Origin of the sequence: Rubrivivax gelatinosus IL144, assembly GCF_000284255.1 — a bacterium.
Taxonomy (GTDB): domain Bacteria; phylum Pseudomonadota; class Gammaproteobacteria; order Burkholderiales; family Burkholderiaceae_C; genus Rubrivivax; species Rubrivivax gelatinosus_A.
The window spans coordinates 4,582,899-4,596,849 of sequence record NC_017075.1; the positions used below are offsets into that span (position 1 = coordinate 4,582,899).

At 70.1% G+C, this 13,951-nt stretch carries 15 protein-coding genes; 9 read left to right on the top strand and 6 right to left on the bottom strand.

Annotated elements, in window-relative coordinates:
- Window positions 1–2 precede the first annotated feature (2 nt).
- The gene (locus RGE_RS20870) at window positions 3–359 is read left to right on the top strand and encodes a hypothetical protein (RefSeq protein ID WP_014430464.1); all 357 of its coding nucleotides are present in this window, start codon (window positions 3–5) and stop codon (window positions 357–359) included.
- A 262-nt stretch (window positions 360–621) separates the two neighbouring features.
- On the opposite strand, the gene RGE_RS24190 is transcribed toward RGE_RS20870, so the two are convergent.
- Window positions 622–966 carry a hypothetical protein gene (locus tag RGE_RS24190; protein ID WP_014430465.1) on the bottom strand — a complete coding sequence of 115 codons (345 nt, stop codon included), beginning with the start codon at window positions 964–966 and terminating at the stop codon, window positions 622–624.
- Window positions 967–1,214: 248 nt separating this feature from the next.
- Here RGE_RS24190 and RGE_RS23850 point away from each other — a divergent pair, with 248 nt between their 5' ends.
- A complete protein-coding gene (locus tag RGE_RS23850; RefSeq protein WP_014430467.1) occupies window positions 1,215–1,493 on the top strand; it encodes a transposase in 279 nt (92 codons plus the stop codon).
- Here RGE_RS23850 and RGE_RS20875 read toward each other — a convergent pair.
- Genes RGE_RS20875 through RGE_RS20895 form a run of 5 tightly spaced genes read right to left on the bottom strand, consistent with a single transcriptional unit; the run spans window position 1,450 to window position 4,504 of the window.
- Complete coding sequence (locus RGE_RS20875) at window positions 1,450–1,686, bottom strand: FmdB family zinc ribbon protein (protein WP_014430468.1); 237 nt, start codon at window positions 1,684–1,686, stop codon at window positions 1,450–1,452. The two genes, RGE_RS23850 and RGE_RS20875, sit on opposite strands and share 44 nt — an antisense overlap.
- Before the next feature lie 14 nt (window positions 1,687–1,700).
- Entirely contained in the window at window positions 1,701–2,123 is a 423-nt protein-coding gene (locus RGE_RS20880) for an ArsC/Spx/MgsR family protein (RefSeq protein ID WP_014430469.1), read from the bottom strand.
- A 14-nt stretch (window positions 2,124–2,137) separates the two neighbouring features.
- Window positions 2,138–3,076 (bottom strand): ADP-ribosyl-[dinitrogen reductase] hydrolase, encoded by a 939-nt coding sequence (gene draG / locus RGE_RS20885; protein WP_014430470.1) that lies wholly within the window; start codon window positions 3,074–3,076, stop codon window positions 2,138–2,140.
- On the bottom strand, window positions 3,069–3,899 hold the full coding sequence (locus RGE_RS20890) for an NAD(+)--dinitrogen-reductase ADP-D-ribosyltransferase (RefSeq protein ID WP_014430471.1): 831 nt from the start codon (window positions 3,897–3,899) through the stop codon (window positions 3,069–3,071). Before RGE_RS20890 ends, draG begins: the two co-directional genes overlap by 8 nt.
- 11 nt (window positions 3,900–3,910) lie before the next feature.
- Complete coding sequence (locus RGE_RS20895) at window positions 3,911–4,504, bottom strand: hypothetical protein (RefSeq protein ID WP_014430472.1); 594 nt, start codon at window positions 4,502–4,504, stop codon at window positions 3,911–3,913.
- A 445-nt stretch (window positions 4,505–4,949) separates the two neighbouring features.
- On the opposite strand from RGE_RS20895, the gene nifH reads away from it, so the two are divergent.
- The 7 genes from nifH (at window position 4,950) to RGE_RS20930 (ending at window position 13,930) form a co-directional block, all read left to right on the top strand.
- Window positions 4,950–5,831 (top strand): nitrogenase iron protein, encoded by an 882-nt coding sequence (gene nifH, locus RGE_RS20900; protein WP_014430473.1) that lies wholly within the window; start codon window positions 4,950–4,952, stop codon window positions 5,829–5,831.
- A 67-nt stretch (window positions 5,832–5,898) separates the two neighbouring features.
- Window positions 5,899–7,365 carry a nitrogenase molybdenum-iron protein alpha chain gene (gene nifD, locus RGE_RS20905; protein ID WP_014430474.1) on the top strand — a complete coding sequence of 489 codons (1,467 nt, stop codon included), beginning with the start codon at window positions 5,899–5,901 and terminating at the stop codon, window positions 7,363–7,365.
- 27 nt (window positions 7,366–7,392) lie between these two features.
- Window positions 7,393–8,952: a nitrogenase molybdenum-iron protein subunit beta gene (gene nifK, locus RGE_RS20910; protein WP_014430475.1), complete on the top strand. Its 1,560-nt coding sequence runs from the start codon at window positions 7,393–7,395 to the stop codon at window positions 8,950–8,952.
- A gap of 49 nt (window positions 8,953–9,001) precedes the next feature.
- The gene (locus tag RGE_RS20915; protein WP_014430476.1) at window positions 9,002–9,343 is read left to right on the top strand and encodes a hypothetical protein; all 342 of its coding nucleotides are present in this window, start codon (window positions 9,002–9,004) and stop codon (window positions 9,341–9,343) included.
- On the top strand, window positions 9,340–9,822 hold the full coding sequence (locus RGE_RS20920) for a hypothetical protein (RefSeq protein WP_014430477.1): 483 nt from the start codon (window positions 9,340–9,342) through the stop codon (window positions 9,820–9,822). The genes RGE_RS20915 and RGE_RS20920 overlap by 4 nt, the downstream gene beginning before the upstream one ends.
- 134 nt (window positions 9,823–9,956) lie before the next feature.
- Window positions 9,957–10,910: a substrate-binding domain-containing protein gene (locus RGE_RS20925; RefSeq protein WP_014430478.1), complete on the top strand. Its 954-nt coding sequence runs from the start codon at window positions 9,957–9,959 to the stop codon at window positions 10,908–10,910.
- Complete coding sequence (locus RGE_RS20930; RefSeq protein WP_148280253.1) at window positions 10,907–13,930, top strand: hybrid sensor histidine kinase/response regulator; 3,024 nt, start codon at window positions 10,907–10,909, stop codon at window positions 13,928–13,930. The genes RGE_RS20925 and RGE_RS20930 overlap by 4 nt, the downstream gene beginning before the upstream one ends.
- Window positions 13,931–13,951 lie beyond the last annotated feature (21 nt).

Genomic DNA, 13,951 nt, shown 5'->3' on the forward strand with positions numbered 1-13,951 from the left:
CCGTGTACCACCAGGCGCTGTACGCCATCGTGATGGACGCCGGCGCCGCCGTCGGCGAGCTGACGCGGGCGATGCAGGGCGAAGACGAACTCTTCGCCAGCCCACGCACGCTGGCCGCCGTCGAGGCCCGGCTGCTGACGATGGCGCACACGCTGGGCAACCTGACGCCGGTGCTGCGCGACAAGCTGGCGCTGGCCGACTGGGCCGGCTGGCAGGCGCTGCACGCGGCCCTGCGCGACGGCCACGAGCCGCGGCGCGAGGCCGTCTGGTATGCCGTCAGCGCGCTGGTGCCGCAGACGATGGGGCTGCTGGCGGAGCTGCGGCGGCGGGAGCCGGTCTGGTTCGAGAACGGGTATTGACGGCGGGCCGGAGCGAGGCGCGCGGGCAGCGAATGGCGCAGCGACAGGCTTCGGAGTCGATTTCGGCGGACTGATCTGCGGGAGCGGCTTCGCCAACAGAAACGGCGCCTGAAGAGGCGCCGTTTCGTGTTCGGGGCTGAAAGACGGGGTGTTGCTACAGCCTCAACGTGGAGATGAGGGGCGGCCGGAGCCGAAGGCGAAGGGAACCGCAAGCGCCAGCTTGCGGACGTCACTCCCAATGGCAGGGTTAGAAGTCTGGTTGCTACTCGGCTGTTTCGCCATGGCTGTTCATGCGATTTTGAAGGTTCAGTCTTTCGTCGTGGCTCAGGAGCAATTGTATTGATGCCTCCAAGCGCTTACGAATACTCCATTGCTCCACCAAAACACCAAGCAAACCTACTGAAGTGCCGGAAAAAATTACCTTGAACAACAAGGAAGCCTGCACGCTGTCCATTGCATATATAACAAGCCCACATCCCAAGCCTGTTGCCAGCCCATTTATCAGTCTCGGGTACTTTGGTTCGAGCAGGGCATCTCTTGCCTTACCGATTTCCTGGGCTTTCCGAAAAACCAAAGCCGCTTCCATTTCGCCAATTTTATTCGTCATAAGTTCCCTGCTAAGCGATCAACGAGGAAAGACTGCTAACGAAGCTGCAGAAAGACCCCGGTGCGGCCGCCCACCGGCCTGGTTGACGCAGCAAGCGGCATCAGCGCATTTGATCTGTTCTTTCATGCACCGCCGTCGGCGTCCTGGGTTCGCCGCAGCCTATTGGCGCGGCACAGCGTTTGCAAGCTCTGACGTCATCTTCTCGACCGTCCCCGCGGTGGCCCGTTACCGCCCGTCGACAACCAGCCGTGTTTCCTGCCGGTGGTGCTGGCCGAGCAGTTGCTGCCGGCTCCTTCGAGGTCGCGCTCAACCACCTGGTCGACTCCGGCGCGGTGCCGCTGGACGCGTTCGACGCCTTCTATCGCAACGACGAGACCGGAGCGCCTGCGGTCTCGCCGGCCGTGCTGCTCAAGGCCGTGTTGCTGGGCTATTCCCGCGGCCTGGTCTCCAGCCGCGCCATCGCCTCGGCCTGCCAGCGCCTCGTCACTTCAACGCCTTCGCCCTCTCCCCCGCGCTGTAATGGCTGAAGTGCCCCTCCTTCGCCGCCGCCCGGCGCGCCAGCGCCAGCTTGCCGGCGGTCTGGCCGTGCGGCGCGATGCGCGACACCAGGCGTTCGGGTTCGCCGGCGCCGCATTGCGGGCACAACGGCACGGTGCTGCTGCGCACCAGCAGTTCGAACTCGTGGCTGCAGGCGGGGCAGCGGTATTCGTAGATCGGCATAGCGGTCTCCAGGATCAGGATTCGGGGCTGGCGCAGTGGCCGCTGGGCGAGACGCAGACGTCCAGCCGGCCGGGCGGCGCGTCGGGCAGGCCGACGAAGGCGTGGACCTCGGCGGTGTCGAAGCCGACCAGCGTCACGCCGTCTTCGCGGCGCAGCAGCGGGCGGCGGATCAGCAGCGGCTCGGCCAGCAGCAGCGCCAGCGCGGCGTCGGCGTCCAGCGCGTCGGGGTCGAGCTCGCCGCTCTTGATGCGCGGCGCCGAGCGGTTGAACCACGCCGCCGGCGGCAGCGGCGCCAGGAAGGCGAGCAGCGTCTCGCGCGTCCAGGGCTCGGCCAGCAGGTTGCGGCGCTCCAGCGTGTGGCCGGCGGCCTCCAGCGCGGCGCGCTGGCGCGCGTTGCCGCCGCAGCCGGGTTTCTCGAAGAAGGTGATGCGGGCCATGGTCGGTCCTCGGTTCAGCGCGGCGCGTCCAGCGCCAGCGCCGTGAGCGCGCTGGCCTGTTCGACGACCGCGTGGCGGATGTCGGGTTTCAGACGTGTCAGCCACTCGCGCGGCAGGCGGCTGGCGCCGCAGCGTGCGCCGGCCAGCATGCCGACCAGCGCGCCGTTGGTGTCGGCGTCCTCGCCCTGGTTGACGCAGTCGACGAGCGCGTCCTCGAAGCCTTCACGCGTGCTGAAGAAGTGCAGCACGGTCTGCATCGTGTCGACGATGTAGGCGCTGGCACGGCCGCGGTAGGGCGTGAAGCGGAACTTGGGGTGCGCGTCGACGATCGCGGCGATGCGCTCGGCACTCTGCGCCGGGCGGTCGCCCAGCAGCAGGCCCTGAAGCAACCGGCCCAGCGCCAGCGTCGCGGCATCGGACAGCGCGTGGTGGTGGGTGACTCGCGCCTGGGCCAGCGAGACACGCTCGAACAAGGCGTCGTCGCCCAGCGTCGCCAGCGCCACCGGCAGGTTGCGCATCGCCGCGCCGTTGCCGCCGTCGCCTTCGTTGTACGGGCCTTCGAGCGAACCGTCGGCGAGATAACGCTGGATGCCGCGGCGGCAGGTGTTGCCGCAGTCCACCGGCCTGGAGCGCAGCCAGCCGACGAAGGCCTCGGCGACCAGCCGCGTGTCCCAGGGCCGGCCTTCGGCGGCGCCGCGCAGCAGCGCCGCGCCCAGCGCCAGGCTCATCGTCGTGTCGTCGGTGACTTCGCCGGGTTTCAGCTTGAGCCAGCCGCCGCCGACGATGCGCCGGTGCACGCCCCAGCGGTGCACGATCTCGCGCGGCGTCATGAACTCGACCGTCGCCCCCAGCGCGTCGCCCAATGCCAGCCCGAGATAGGCGCCGAGCGCACGGTCGGCCACCGCGGCGAGGCCGCCGGCCGCGGCGATGCGCCCGGCCAGGTCCTCACTCATAGCTCACCTTCAGTTCGTAGAGCCCGCCGATGGCCAGCACCTCGCCTTCGGCCTGCAGCGAACGCGTGCTCAGCACGCCGGGCGCCAGCAGCAGCTTGCACAAGGGCACCCGCGCCTCGAACACCCAGTCGCCGAAGCAGCCGGCCTGCTCGCGCGAACGCGTGAACGAGACGATATTGTTCAGCCGCACGGTGCAGCGGCGCTCGCGCAGCGAGCCGGCGACGATCTGCTCCTCGACGTTGGAGCTGCCACGCCACAGCGTGACGTGCGGGCCGGCGCCCATCAGCTCGAAGCGCGCCAGCATCCACTGGCAGTACTCGAACACCAGGTCCAGCTGCTGCCAGATGCAGTTGTTGTGGAAGCGGCTGCCGGCCTTCTCCTCGAGGTAGCGCATCCAGGCCGGCGAGGGGTAACGCGCCAGCGCCTCGCGGTGGTAGGTCGGCACCAGGCCGAAGCGGCTCTCGGCCCAGCCCTTCAACACCGCGCCGGCGGCGCTGTTGCTGTCCAGCACCCAGCCCTGCATCAGCTTCAGGTAGCTGGTGCGCCAGCGGTGGCGCTCGGCTTCGCCGGCGTCGGCTGCCGGCGCGCCGAGGCCGAAGCCGAGGCTCATGTAGTGCTGGAAGACCTCGCGCGCCTGCTCGGCGTCGGGGCAGCGGCCGAGCAGCGCGAACAGCCCCGGCTGCGTCTCGCGCGCCCCGGCGATGCGCAGCGGCTGCGGGTGCGCGTTGAAGGCGAGGCTGGCCAGCACCGGCGCCGGGATGCCGACCAGGTTGGTCGTGTACCAGCGCTCCGGATGCGGGTCGTGGGCGTCGGCGCAGGCCACCGAACGCGGGCTCAGACGGGGCGGTTCTCGTACGGGTTGCGCACCGGGCCCATCAGCGCCAGGCCTTCCTCGAAACTGATCTTCGGGAAGCTGTCCTTGAAGGCCAACGCGCGTTCGGTGACGGCGTCGGTCTTGCCGGCGGTGTCCAGGCGCTTGAGCTCGGTCTTCTCCAGGTACAGCAGCTCGAGCATCTCGTTGTAGACCGTGGCCTCGTCGATCGGCAGCACGTAGAACGTGGCGCCGCCGTACTCGACCTGGTAGCGCTTGGACAGGTCGATGTTGTCGCAGAACAGGAAGTACTTGCCCTGCGGCGACAGCGCCTCGCCCAGCACCTCGGCGACGAGCTTCAGCGACTCGAAGGACAGCAGGAAGCCGCAGAGGAAACCGATCTGCGGCTCGCCGGCGTTGGCCGCAGCGATGACCTGCTCGCAGGCGATCTCGGGCGGGCGCGCCTCGTCGGCCAGCTTGGCCTGGAACTTCAGCGCCAGGTCGCCGCGAAAGCCGAAACGGCCGGCCTTGTGCGTCGGCGCCTTCAGCACGCTGTTGAAGAGGCGGCCTTCGGCCTCGAGGCGGGCAAAAGCGGTGTCTTGGATCGAGAGGGTCATCGGGATCTCCGCAATGGAAGGTGGCGAACGGGAAGCACCGGCGGCGCCTTCGCCAGACACCGCATCACCCAACGGACAGCAACACCCGTACCACGCCGATTCGGGCCCGGTTTCGTCGTGAACCTCACGCACCGGGCCGTCATTGCGGCGTGCGCGATCGGCCCGGGCTTCCGGCTTTGTCGTGTTTCGGACATTCGACACCGGCCGCCCCGAGAGCCTGGCATTTGCCATTTTTCCTTTGCAAGACAGGCACTTAGCAAAAGAAACGCGGGTTGGCACGGCGGTTGCGACGCGCTGCTGGCGCTGAATGCCCGACCCGACCCGAAGGCACCTCCTAGAAGAAAACCCAGCAGTCGATGGCGGCAAGGAATTCGCGAACAGGCTTTCGTGGCCACTCGTTGATTCGTCTCGACCCCAAGCTCAACTACCTAACGGAGTTCAACCCATGAGCAAGCTTCGGCAGATCGCCTTCTACGGCAAGGGTGGCATCGGCAAGTCCACCACCTCGCAGAACACCCTCGCGGCCCTGGCCGAGATGGGCCAGAAGATCCTCATCGTCGGCTGCGACCCCAAGGCCGACTCGACCCGCCTGATCCTGCACGCGAAGGCGCAGGACACCGTGCTGTCGCTGGCCGCCGAGGCCGGCTCGGTGGAGGACCTCGAACTCGAGGACGTGCTGAAGATCGGCTTCCGCGGCATCAAGTGCGTGGAGTCCGGCGGCCCGGAACCGGGCGTCGGCTGCGCCGGCCGCGGCGTCATCACCTCGATCAACTTCCTCGAGGAGAACGGCGCCTATGACGACGTCGACTACGTCAGCTACGACGTGCTGGGCGACGTGGTCTGCGGCGGCTTCGCGATGCCGATCCGCGAGAACAAGGCGCAGGAGATCTACATCGTCATGTCCGGCGAGATGATGGCCATGTACGCGGCCAACAACATCTCCAAGGGCATCCTGAAGTACGCCAACTCGGGCGGCGTGCGCCTGGGCGGCCTGATCTGCAACGAGCGCAAGACCGACAAGGAATACGAGCTCGCCGAAGCGCTGGCCAAGCGCCTGGGCACCAAGCTCATCCACTTCGTGCCGCGCAACAACGTCGTGCAGCACGCCGAGCTGCGCCGCATGACCGTCGTCGAATACGACCCGAACAGCGCCCAGGCCCAGGAGTACCGCACCCTGGCCAACAAGGTGCACGCCAACGCCGGCAACGGCGTCATCCCGACCCCGATCACGATGGACGAACTCGAAGACCTGCTGATGGAGTTCGGGATCATGAGCAAGGAAGACGAGTCCATCGTCGGCAAGACCGCGGCCCAAGCAGCGGCCTGACACAGGCCCTGCGGCACCGGGCCCGCCCCGGTGCCGGGCCGCCCACCCTGCCCACGGAGAACGACCCATGTCCATGACCGTTGAAGAGCGCAAGGCCGCCAACAAGGCCTTGATCGACGAAGTGCTGAAGGCCTATCCGGACAAGATGGCCAAGAAGCGCGCCAAGCACCTGAACGCCTACGAAGAGGGCCGTCCCGATTGCGGGGTGAAGTCCAACATCAAGTCGCTTCCCGGCGTGATGACGATCCGCGGCTGCGCCTACGCCGGCTCCAAGGGCGTGGTGTGGGGCCCGATCAAGGACATGGTGCACATCAGCCACGGCCCGGTGGGCTGCGGCCAGTACTCCTGGGCCTCGCGCCGCAACTACTACATCGGCATCACCGGGGTCGACAGCTTCGGCACGATGCAGTTCACGTCCGACTTCCAGGAGAAGGACATCGTCTTCGGCGGCGACAAGAAGCTCGAGAAGATCATCGACGAGATCGAGCAGCTGTTCCCGCTGAACAAGGGCATCTCGATCCAGAGCGAGTGCCCGATCGGCCTGATCGGCGACGACATCGAGGCCGTCAGCAAGAAGAAGAGCAAGGAGATGGGCGGCAAGACCATCATCCCGGTGCGCTGCGAAGGCTTCCGCGGCGTCAGCCAGTCGCTGGGCCACCACATCGCCAACGACGCGATCCGCGACTGGGTCTTCGACAAGACCGACCCGGCCAAGTACCCCGAGTTCGTCTCCACGCCCTACGACGTGGCGATCATCGGCGACTACAACATCGGCGGCGACGCCTGGTCCAGCCGCATCCTGCTCGAGGAGATCGGCCTGCGCGTCATCGCCCAGTGGTCCGGCGACGGCACGATCGCCGAGCTGGAGAACACGCCCAAGGCCAAGCTCAACGTCCTGCACTGCTACCGGTCGATGAACTACATCAGCCGGCACATGGAGGAGAAGTACGGCATCCCCTGGGTCGAATACAACTTCTTCGGCCCGACGCAGATCGAGAAGAGCCTGCGCGAGATCGCCAGCCACTTCGACGACACGATCAAGGCCAACGCCGAGCGCGTGATCGCCAAGTACCGGCCGATGGTCGACGCCGTCATCGCCAAGTACAAGCCGCGCCTGGACGGCAAGAAGGTGATGCTCTACGTCGGCGGCCTGCGTCCGCGCCACGTCATCGGCGCCTACGAGGACCTGGGCATGGAGATCTGCGGCACCGGCTACGAGTTCGCCCACAACGACGACTACCAGCGCACCACCCACTACATCAAGGACGGCACGCTGATCTACGACGACGTGACGGGCTACGAGTTCGAGAAGTTCGTCGAGCGCGTGCAGCCGGACCTGATCGGCTCGGGCATCAAGGAAAAGTACGTCTTCCAGAAGATGGGCCTGCCGTTCCGGCAGATGCACAGCTGGGACTACTCCGGCCCCTACCACGGCTACGACGGCTTCGCCATCTTCGCCCGTGACATGGACATCGCGATCAGCTCGCCGGTCTGGGGTCTCGCCAAGGGCGCCCCCTGGAAGAAAGCGGCCTGAGCCCGCCACCGCACCTAGGAGCACACCATGCCGCAAAACGCCGACAAGATCATCGACCACGAGCTGCTGTTCCGCGAGCCGGAGTACCAGAAGCTCTTCGCCGACAAGAAGTCGAACTTCGAATACAAGCACGCCGACGTCAGGATCGAAGAGATCCGCAACTGGACCAAGACGCCGGAATACCGCGAGAAGAACTTCGCCCGCGAAGCGCTGACCGTCAACCCGGCCAAGGCCTGCCAACCGCTGGGCGCCGTCTTCGTCGCCAACGGCTTCGCCAAGACGCTGCCGTTCGTGCACGGCTCGCAGGGCTGCGTCGCCTACTACCGCAGCCACTTCAGCCGCCACTTCAAGGAGCCGACGTCCTGCGTCAGCTCGTCGATGACCGAGGACGCCGCGGTCTTCGGCGGCCTGACCAACATGGTCGACGGCCTGGCCAACAGCTTCAACCTCTACAAGCCCGACATGATCGCGGTGTCGACGACCTGCATGGCGGAAGTCATCGGCGACGACCTCAACGCGTTCATCAAGACGGCCAAGGAGAAGGGCAGCATCCCGGCCGACTTCGACGTGCCGTTCGCGCACACCCCGGCCTTCGTCGGCAGCCACGTCACCGGCTACGACAACGCGCTGCTGGGCGTGCTGCAGCACTTCTGGGAAGGCAAGGCCGGCGTCACGGCGCCGCTGGAGCGCGTGCCCGACGAGAGCATCAACTTCATCGGCGGCTTCGACGGCTTCGTCGTCGGCAACCTGAAGGAGATCAAGCGCATCTTCGCGCTGTTCGGCGTCGAGGCGACGATCCTCTGCGACCCGTCCGAGGTCTGGAACACCCCGACCGACGGCGAGTTCCGCATGTTCTCCGGCGGCACCACCAAGGCCGAGGTCGAACGTGCGCTGCACGCCAAGGCGACCATCGTCTTCCAGGAGTTCAGCAGCGAGAAGACTGCCAAGTACCTGCGCGAGAAGGGCCACGAGGTCGTCGTGCTGAACGCGCCGGTGGGCGTGGGCGGCACCGACGAGCTGCTGATGGCGATCAGCCGCCTGACCGGCAAGCCGGTGCCGGCCGAGCTGGAGCTCGAACGCGGCCAGCTCGTCGACGCCATCGCCGACAGCCAGGCCCATCTGCACGGCAAGAAGTACGCGCTCTACGGCGACCCCGACCAGCTGATCGGCTACACCAAGTTCCTGCTCGAACTGGGCGCCGAGCCGACCCACGTGCTGTCGACCAACGGCAACGAGGACTGGGCCGAGAAGGTGCGTGCGGTGCTCGCCGCCTCGCCCTACGGCCAGGACGGCAAGGTCTACCCGAAGCGCGACCTCTGGCACCTGCGCAGCCTGCTGTTCACCGAGCCGGTGGACTTCCTGATCGGCAACACCTACGGCAAGTACCTGGAGCGCGATGCCGGGACGCCGCTGGTGCGCCTGGTGTTCCCGATCTTCGACCGCCACCACTACCACCGTTACCCCACCTGGGGCTACGAGGGCGGGATGCGGCTGCTGACGATGCTGCTCGACGAGTACTTCGAGAAGCTCGACGCCAACACCAACATCCCCGGCAAGACCGACATCTCGTTCGACATCATCCGCTGACGGCCACGGCGGGCCGGCAGGCCCGCCGTCCTCACGAGGAGAACCCGCGATGAGCAACCCCGACCGCGACGCCCCCGTTCTCGTGCGCATCACGCGCGACGGCCGCCGCGTCGAGGTCATCGCCGGCGCCGTCTGCCTGGACGGCCGCCCCGAGGCGCACGAACTCGTGTCCCTCGATGAACACCCCAACCGCAGCGCGGTGCTCGCGCTGTGTCCCGACGCCAGCCACATGGCCGGCCGGCTGGCGCTGACGCTGGCCGAAGCCTCGGTCGCGCAGGCCGCGCTGCGCCGCGCGCAGGACGCTTTCGACGGCAGCGAGGCCGCAGTGCGCGAGCGCCTGCGCCAGGCCGTCTGGCAGCGCACCCTCGTCGGCCAGGGCCTGGACGAATGATCTACGTGCTTGAACGCCCGGCCACCGGCGCCCCGCGCGCCTGGTTCGCCTACGACGCCGAAGACCTGATCGAACGTGTCGCCGACCGCCGCGGCCTGACGCCGTGGGAGGTCTGGGACCGGCGCAGCGCGCGCGAGCTGCTCGCGATGTGCGGCGAACAGCCTGAGGCCGCAGGCGTCGCCGAGCGCCTGCCGGCGCTGTGCGCGCTGGGCGCCACGCACGGCTGGGACACGCCGCTGTACCGCGCCGACGCGCTGCTCGGTCGCGGCGTGCTGGCCGCCGGGGCGCTCGACCCGCTGGACGCCAGCGCCGCGGCGCTGGACCGCGGCGATCTGCAGGCCACGATCTGGCCCGACGAGACGAGCGCGATCCTGGCATTCGAAGACGACACGCTCGCGGCGTGGCAAGGCGCCGGCTGGCGCGCCCGCCACGCGCTGCGCGAACAGCTGGTCGCCACCGAGGCGCTGGCCGACGCGTGACAAAGCCCGAGTTCGGTAACTGCGCTTGACGCCGCCGGCCTGCGGCGCATCATCGTCCCGACGGGACGGCTGTCGGTCCGGAGCGCCCAGGAGGGCGCAGCCGGCGGCCCCCGAAGCGAAGGCGAAGAACACGCATGCGTTTGCCATGGCGGTTCCTGATCGGGCTGCTGTGGGCCGCGGGAGCCCAGGCCCAGGGACAGCTCTACGGACTGGCCGGAAAAAGTACCGACGACCCCAACTACGTCGCCGCCTGGCGCGGCTGCGCCGCCGAGGCCCAGCTCTGGGGTGACCGCTGCAACGCCGTCGGCGCGCCCGGCCCGGCCCGCGCACGCGCCCAGGACGCAGCCATCGTCGGCGCGCTGCAGCACGGGCTGGCGGGCCTGGCCGTCGCGGTGACCAACTCGCGCTACCTCGGCGAATCGGCGCTGGCGCTGGCCGCCCAGCGCGGCGTGCCGGTGGTCACGATCGACAGCGACGTCGAGCCGGCGCAGCGTGCGCTGCGCCGCGTCTACATCGGCGCCGACCACGAGGAGATCGGGCGCCAGCTCGCCACGCTGGTGGCGGCACGGCGCCCCGACGGCGGCCAGCTCTGCCTGCTGGCCGGCGACACGCACGACCCCGGCATCGCGACGCGCATCACCGCGCTGCGGCGCACGCTGGCGCAGGACCCGAAGCTGCCCGAAGGCGCGCGCCTGGGCGGCGAGCGCGGCTGGCGCGAGGTCGCGCGCTGCCCCTGGTTCAACGGCGACGACCCGCAGCGTGCGCTGCGCCAGCTCGAGTTCGCGTTCCGCGAGGAACAGGCCGACGTCGTCGTCTCGCTCGGCGCCTGGCCTTTCGCCGAACCGCAGCGCTACCGCGCCGCGCTGCCGCCGCCGGGGCGCCGCGGCAGCCGGGTCGTCGTCGCCGCCACCGGCGCGCTGTCCGCGCCGCAGAAGGCTTTGCTCGCCGACGGCCTGGTGCACGGTTTCGTCTCGGTCGACTACGAGCTGATGGGTCGCTACGCCTACCGGGCGATGAAGCGGCTGGCGACCGGCCATCCGGTCGAACCGACGATCCGCATCGGCGCCGTCGTGCGCCAAGGCCTGTGAACACGAGTTCCGCCCCGTTGCGCCGGCTCTCGCGCGAGCTGCTGGTGCGCGTGGCCGCGGCCAGCGTCGTGCTGGCGCTGCTGGCGACGCTGGCCAACGCCTGGATCAGCCACCGCGACGAACGTGCGCGCCAGCGCGAGCAGGTCGAGGCCGTGCTCGGCGCCTACGTGCCCTCGCTCGCCAAATCGGTCTGGGAGCTGGACGACGCGTCGGTGCAGCTGCAGCTCGACGGCCTGCGCAGCTTCCCGGCGCTGCTGTCGGCCGAGGTCATCGGCCGCGGCATCGACGAGCGCTACGACAAGACCGGCGTCGTCGCCGCGCACGGCGGCGAGATCATCCGCCACCCCTTGCCGGCGCCCGACGGCCTGGGCGTCGTCGCCGAGCTGGTGCTGCAGCTCGACGAAGACTGGCTGGCCGGCCAGGTCTGGCGTGCGTCGCGCCAGTTCGCCTTCGCCGCGCTGGTCGAGCTGCTGCTGCTGGCGGCGCTGGTCTACGCGCTGGTCGCACGCAGCGTCTCGCGGCCGCTGGAGCGGCTGCACGCGCACGTGCGGGCGCTCGACGCCGAGCGCCTGGCCGAGCCGGCGCCGCGGCCGCCGGGCCCGGCCAACGAGCTGCACGCGCTGGCCGACGGCATCACCGGGCTGCAGCACGCGCTGCAGGCACAGCTGCAGGCCCAGGCGCGCCAGTTCGACGAGGTGCTGCGGCAGATGGCCGACGGCGCCGGCGTCGTCGACGGCCACGGCCGCATCCAGGTCTGCAACCCGGCCTGGGCGGCGATGCTGGGCTCGGCGTTGCCCGACGAGGCGCTCGGCCGCGACGCCGCCGACTGGCTGGCCGAGCCGGCCTGGCCTGCGCTGGCCGCGCGCCTGGCCACGGCCGGCACGCTGCAGGCCGAGGCGCTGACGCTGCGCCGTCCCGACGGCCGGGCGCTGCCGGCCGAAGCCAGCTTCGCCGTCCTGGCACGGGGCAGCGACGGCCGCGCCGAGCGCGTTCAGCTCGTGCTGCGCGACGTCAGCGCGCGGCGCGAGACCGAACGCACGCTGGTCGCCGCCCGCGAGGCCGCCGAGGCCGCCACGCGCGCCAAGAGCGACTTCCTGGCCAACATGAGCCACGAGATCCGCACGCCGCTCAACGCCATCCTCGGCATGACGGCGCTGGCGCTGCGCACCGAGCTCGACACCCGCCAGCGCGACTACCTCGAGAAGACGCGTGCCGCGGCGCAGTCGCTGCTGGGCATCGTCAACGTGATCCTCGACTTCTCGAAGATCGAGGCCGGCCGGCTGGAGCTGGAGCACGACGCCTTCGACCTCGACGCGGTGCTCGACGGCGTCGCCGCGATCGTCGCGCTGCAGGCCCACGACCGCGGCCTGGGCTTCGTGCTCGACCTGCCGGCCAGCGTGCCGCGTGGCCTGGTCGGCGACGCGCTCAGGCTGTCGCAGGTGCTGGTCAACCTCTGCGGCAACGCGGTGAAGTTCAGCGAACGCGGCGAGGTCGTCGTCTCGGTCGCCGCCGAAGCCGGCCCGGCCGAGGGCAGGCTGCGGCTGCGTTTCGGCGTGCACGACAACGGCATCGGCCTGTCGCAGCAGGACCTGGAGCGGCTGTTCCGCCCCTTCAGTCAGGTCGACGCGTCGACGACACGGCGCTACGGCGGCACCGGGCTGGGCCTGGCGATCAGCCGTCAGCTGGTGCAGGCGATGGGCGGCGACATCACGGTGCGCAGCACGCCGGGCCACGGCAGCGACTTCCTGTTCGACGCCGTCTTCGGCCTCGCGCCGCAGGCCGCCGCGCCGGCACGCCGGGCGCCGCGCCCGGGCCTGCGCCTGCTGGTGGCCGACGCCAGCGCCCGCGCCCGCGAGGTGCTGCAGGCGCGGGCCGCCGAACTCGGCTGCCTGGTGCGCAGCGCCGGCGATGCCGACGAGGCCGCGACACACGCGGCCGAGGGCGCCGACCTGGTGCTGATGGCCGCGGCACTGGCCGCCGCCGACCCCGGCCTGCCGGCGCGGCTGCACATGCTGGCCGGGCCGGGGCTGCGCATCGCCGTGCTCGTGCCCTACGGCGCCGACGACGCCGAGCGCACGCTGCCGCCGGGCGTCGACACGCTGCTGGCGACGCCGGTCAGCGCCGCCTCGCTGCTGGCCCTGCTGGAGTCGCTGTTCGGCCGCGACGCGCCGGCCGCCGGCGCGCCGCTGCCGCCGCCGCCGTCGCGCCGTCTGGACGGCCTGCGCGTGCTGCTCGCCGAGGACAACCCGGTGAACCAGGAGCTGACGCTGGAGCTGCTGCGCCAGGCCGGCGCCAGCACCGCGCTGGCCGGCGACGGCCTGGAGGCCCTGGCCTGGCTGGCGCGCGAACCCTTCGACGCCGTGCTGATGGACGTGCAGATGCCCGGCCTGGACGGCCTGGAGACGACGCGCCGGCTGCGCCGCCTGCCCGGCCTGGACACGCTGCCGGTGATCGCGATGACCGCGCACGCGATGGCCAGCGACCGCGAGGCCTGCCTGGCCGCCGGCATGAACGACCACCTGGCCAAACCCTTCGAGCCCGACGCGCTGATCGAGCGGCTGCGGCACTGGACGCGGGCCGACGAGGCGCCGGCCGCCGCCCCGGCGCCACCGGCGCCACCGCCCCCGGCGGCCGTGCTGCCGCCGACGCTGCCGGGGCTGGACATGGCCACCGGCCTGCGTTTCGCCGCCGGCCAGCCGGCGCTGTACCGGCGCGTGCTGGAACTCTTCGCGCAGTCGCGCGCCGGCATGCCGGCGGCGATCGGCGAACAGTGTCGCGGCGGCGATCTGGCCGCCGCGGCTTCAGCGCTGCACATGCTGAAGTCGGAGTCGGGAACGATAGGCGCCACCGCGCTGCGCGAGGCCACGCGCACGCTCGAAGCCGCGGTGCGCTCGGGCGAACACGAGGCGATCGCTGCCGCGCTGCCGCTCTTCGAGACCGAGCTGCGGCAAGTGCTGGCCGGCCTGGCGGCGGCCTTCGGCACGCCGGCAGCCAGCGTCCAGGCGTCGCGTTTGTCGTGATCCCGCCAAGGACGGCGCACC

What these genes read in the sequence shown, in the direction of transcription:
- RGE_RS24190 (WP_014430465.1), bottom strand. Translation starts at nt 966, where the DNA reads ATGACGAATAAAATTGGCGAAATGGAAGCGGCTTTGGTTTTTCGGAAA.
- RGE_RS20875 (WP_014430468.1), bottom strand. Translation starts at nt 1,686, where the DNA reads ATGCCGATCTACGAATACCGCTGCCCCGCCTGCAGCCACGAGTTCGAA.
- RGE_RS20880 (WP_014430469.1), bottom strand. Translation starts at nt 2,123, where the DNA reads ATGGCCCGCATCACCTTCTTCGAGAAACCCGGCTGCGGCGGCAACGCG.
- draG (WP_014430470.1), bottom strand. Translation starts at nt 3,076, where the DNA reads ATGAGTGAGGACCTGGCCGGGCGCATCGCCGCGGCCGGCGGCCTCGCC.
- RGE_RS20895 (WP_014430472.1), bottom strand. Translation starts at nt 4,504, where the DNA reads ATGACCCTCTCGATCCAAGACACCGCTTTTGCCCGCCTCGAGGCCGAA.
- nifH (WP_014430473.1), top strand. Translation starts at nt 4,950, where the DNA reads ATGAGCAAGCTTCGGCAGATCGCCTTCTACGGCAAGGGTGGCATCGGC.
- nifD (WP_014430474.1), top strand. Translation starts at nt 5,899, where the DNA reads ATGTCCATGACCGTTGAAGAGCGCAAGGCCGCCAACAAGGCCTTGATC.
- nifK (WP_014430475.1), top strand. Translation starts at nt 7,393, where the DNA reads ATGCCGCAAAACGCCGACAAGATCATCGACCACGAGCTGCTGTTCCGC.
- RGE_RS20915 (WP_014430476.1), top strand. Translation starts at nt 9,002, where the DNA reads ATGAGCAACCCCGACCGCGACGCCCCCGTTCTCGTGCGCATCACGCGC.
- RGE_RS20920 (WP_014430477.1), top strand. Translation starts at nt 9,340, where the DNA reads ATGATCTACGTGCTTGAACGCCCGGCCACCGGCGCCCCGCGCGCCTGG.
- RGE_RS20925 (WP_014430478.1), top strand. Translation starts at nt 9,957, where the DNA reads ATGCGTTTGCCATGGCGGTTCCTGATCGGGCTGCTGTGGGCCGCGGGA.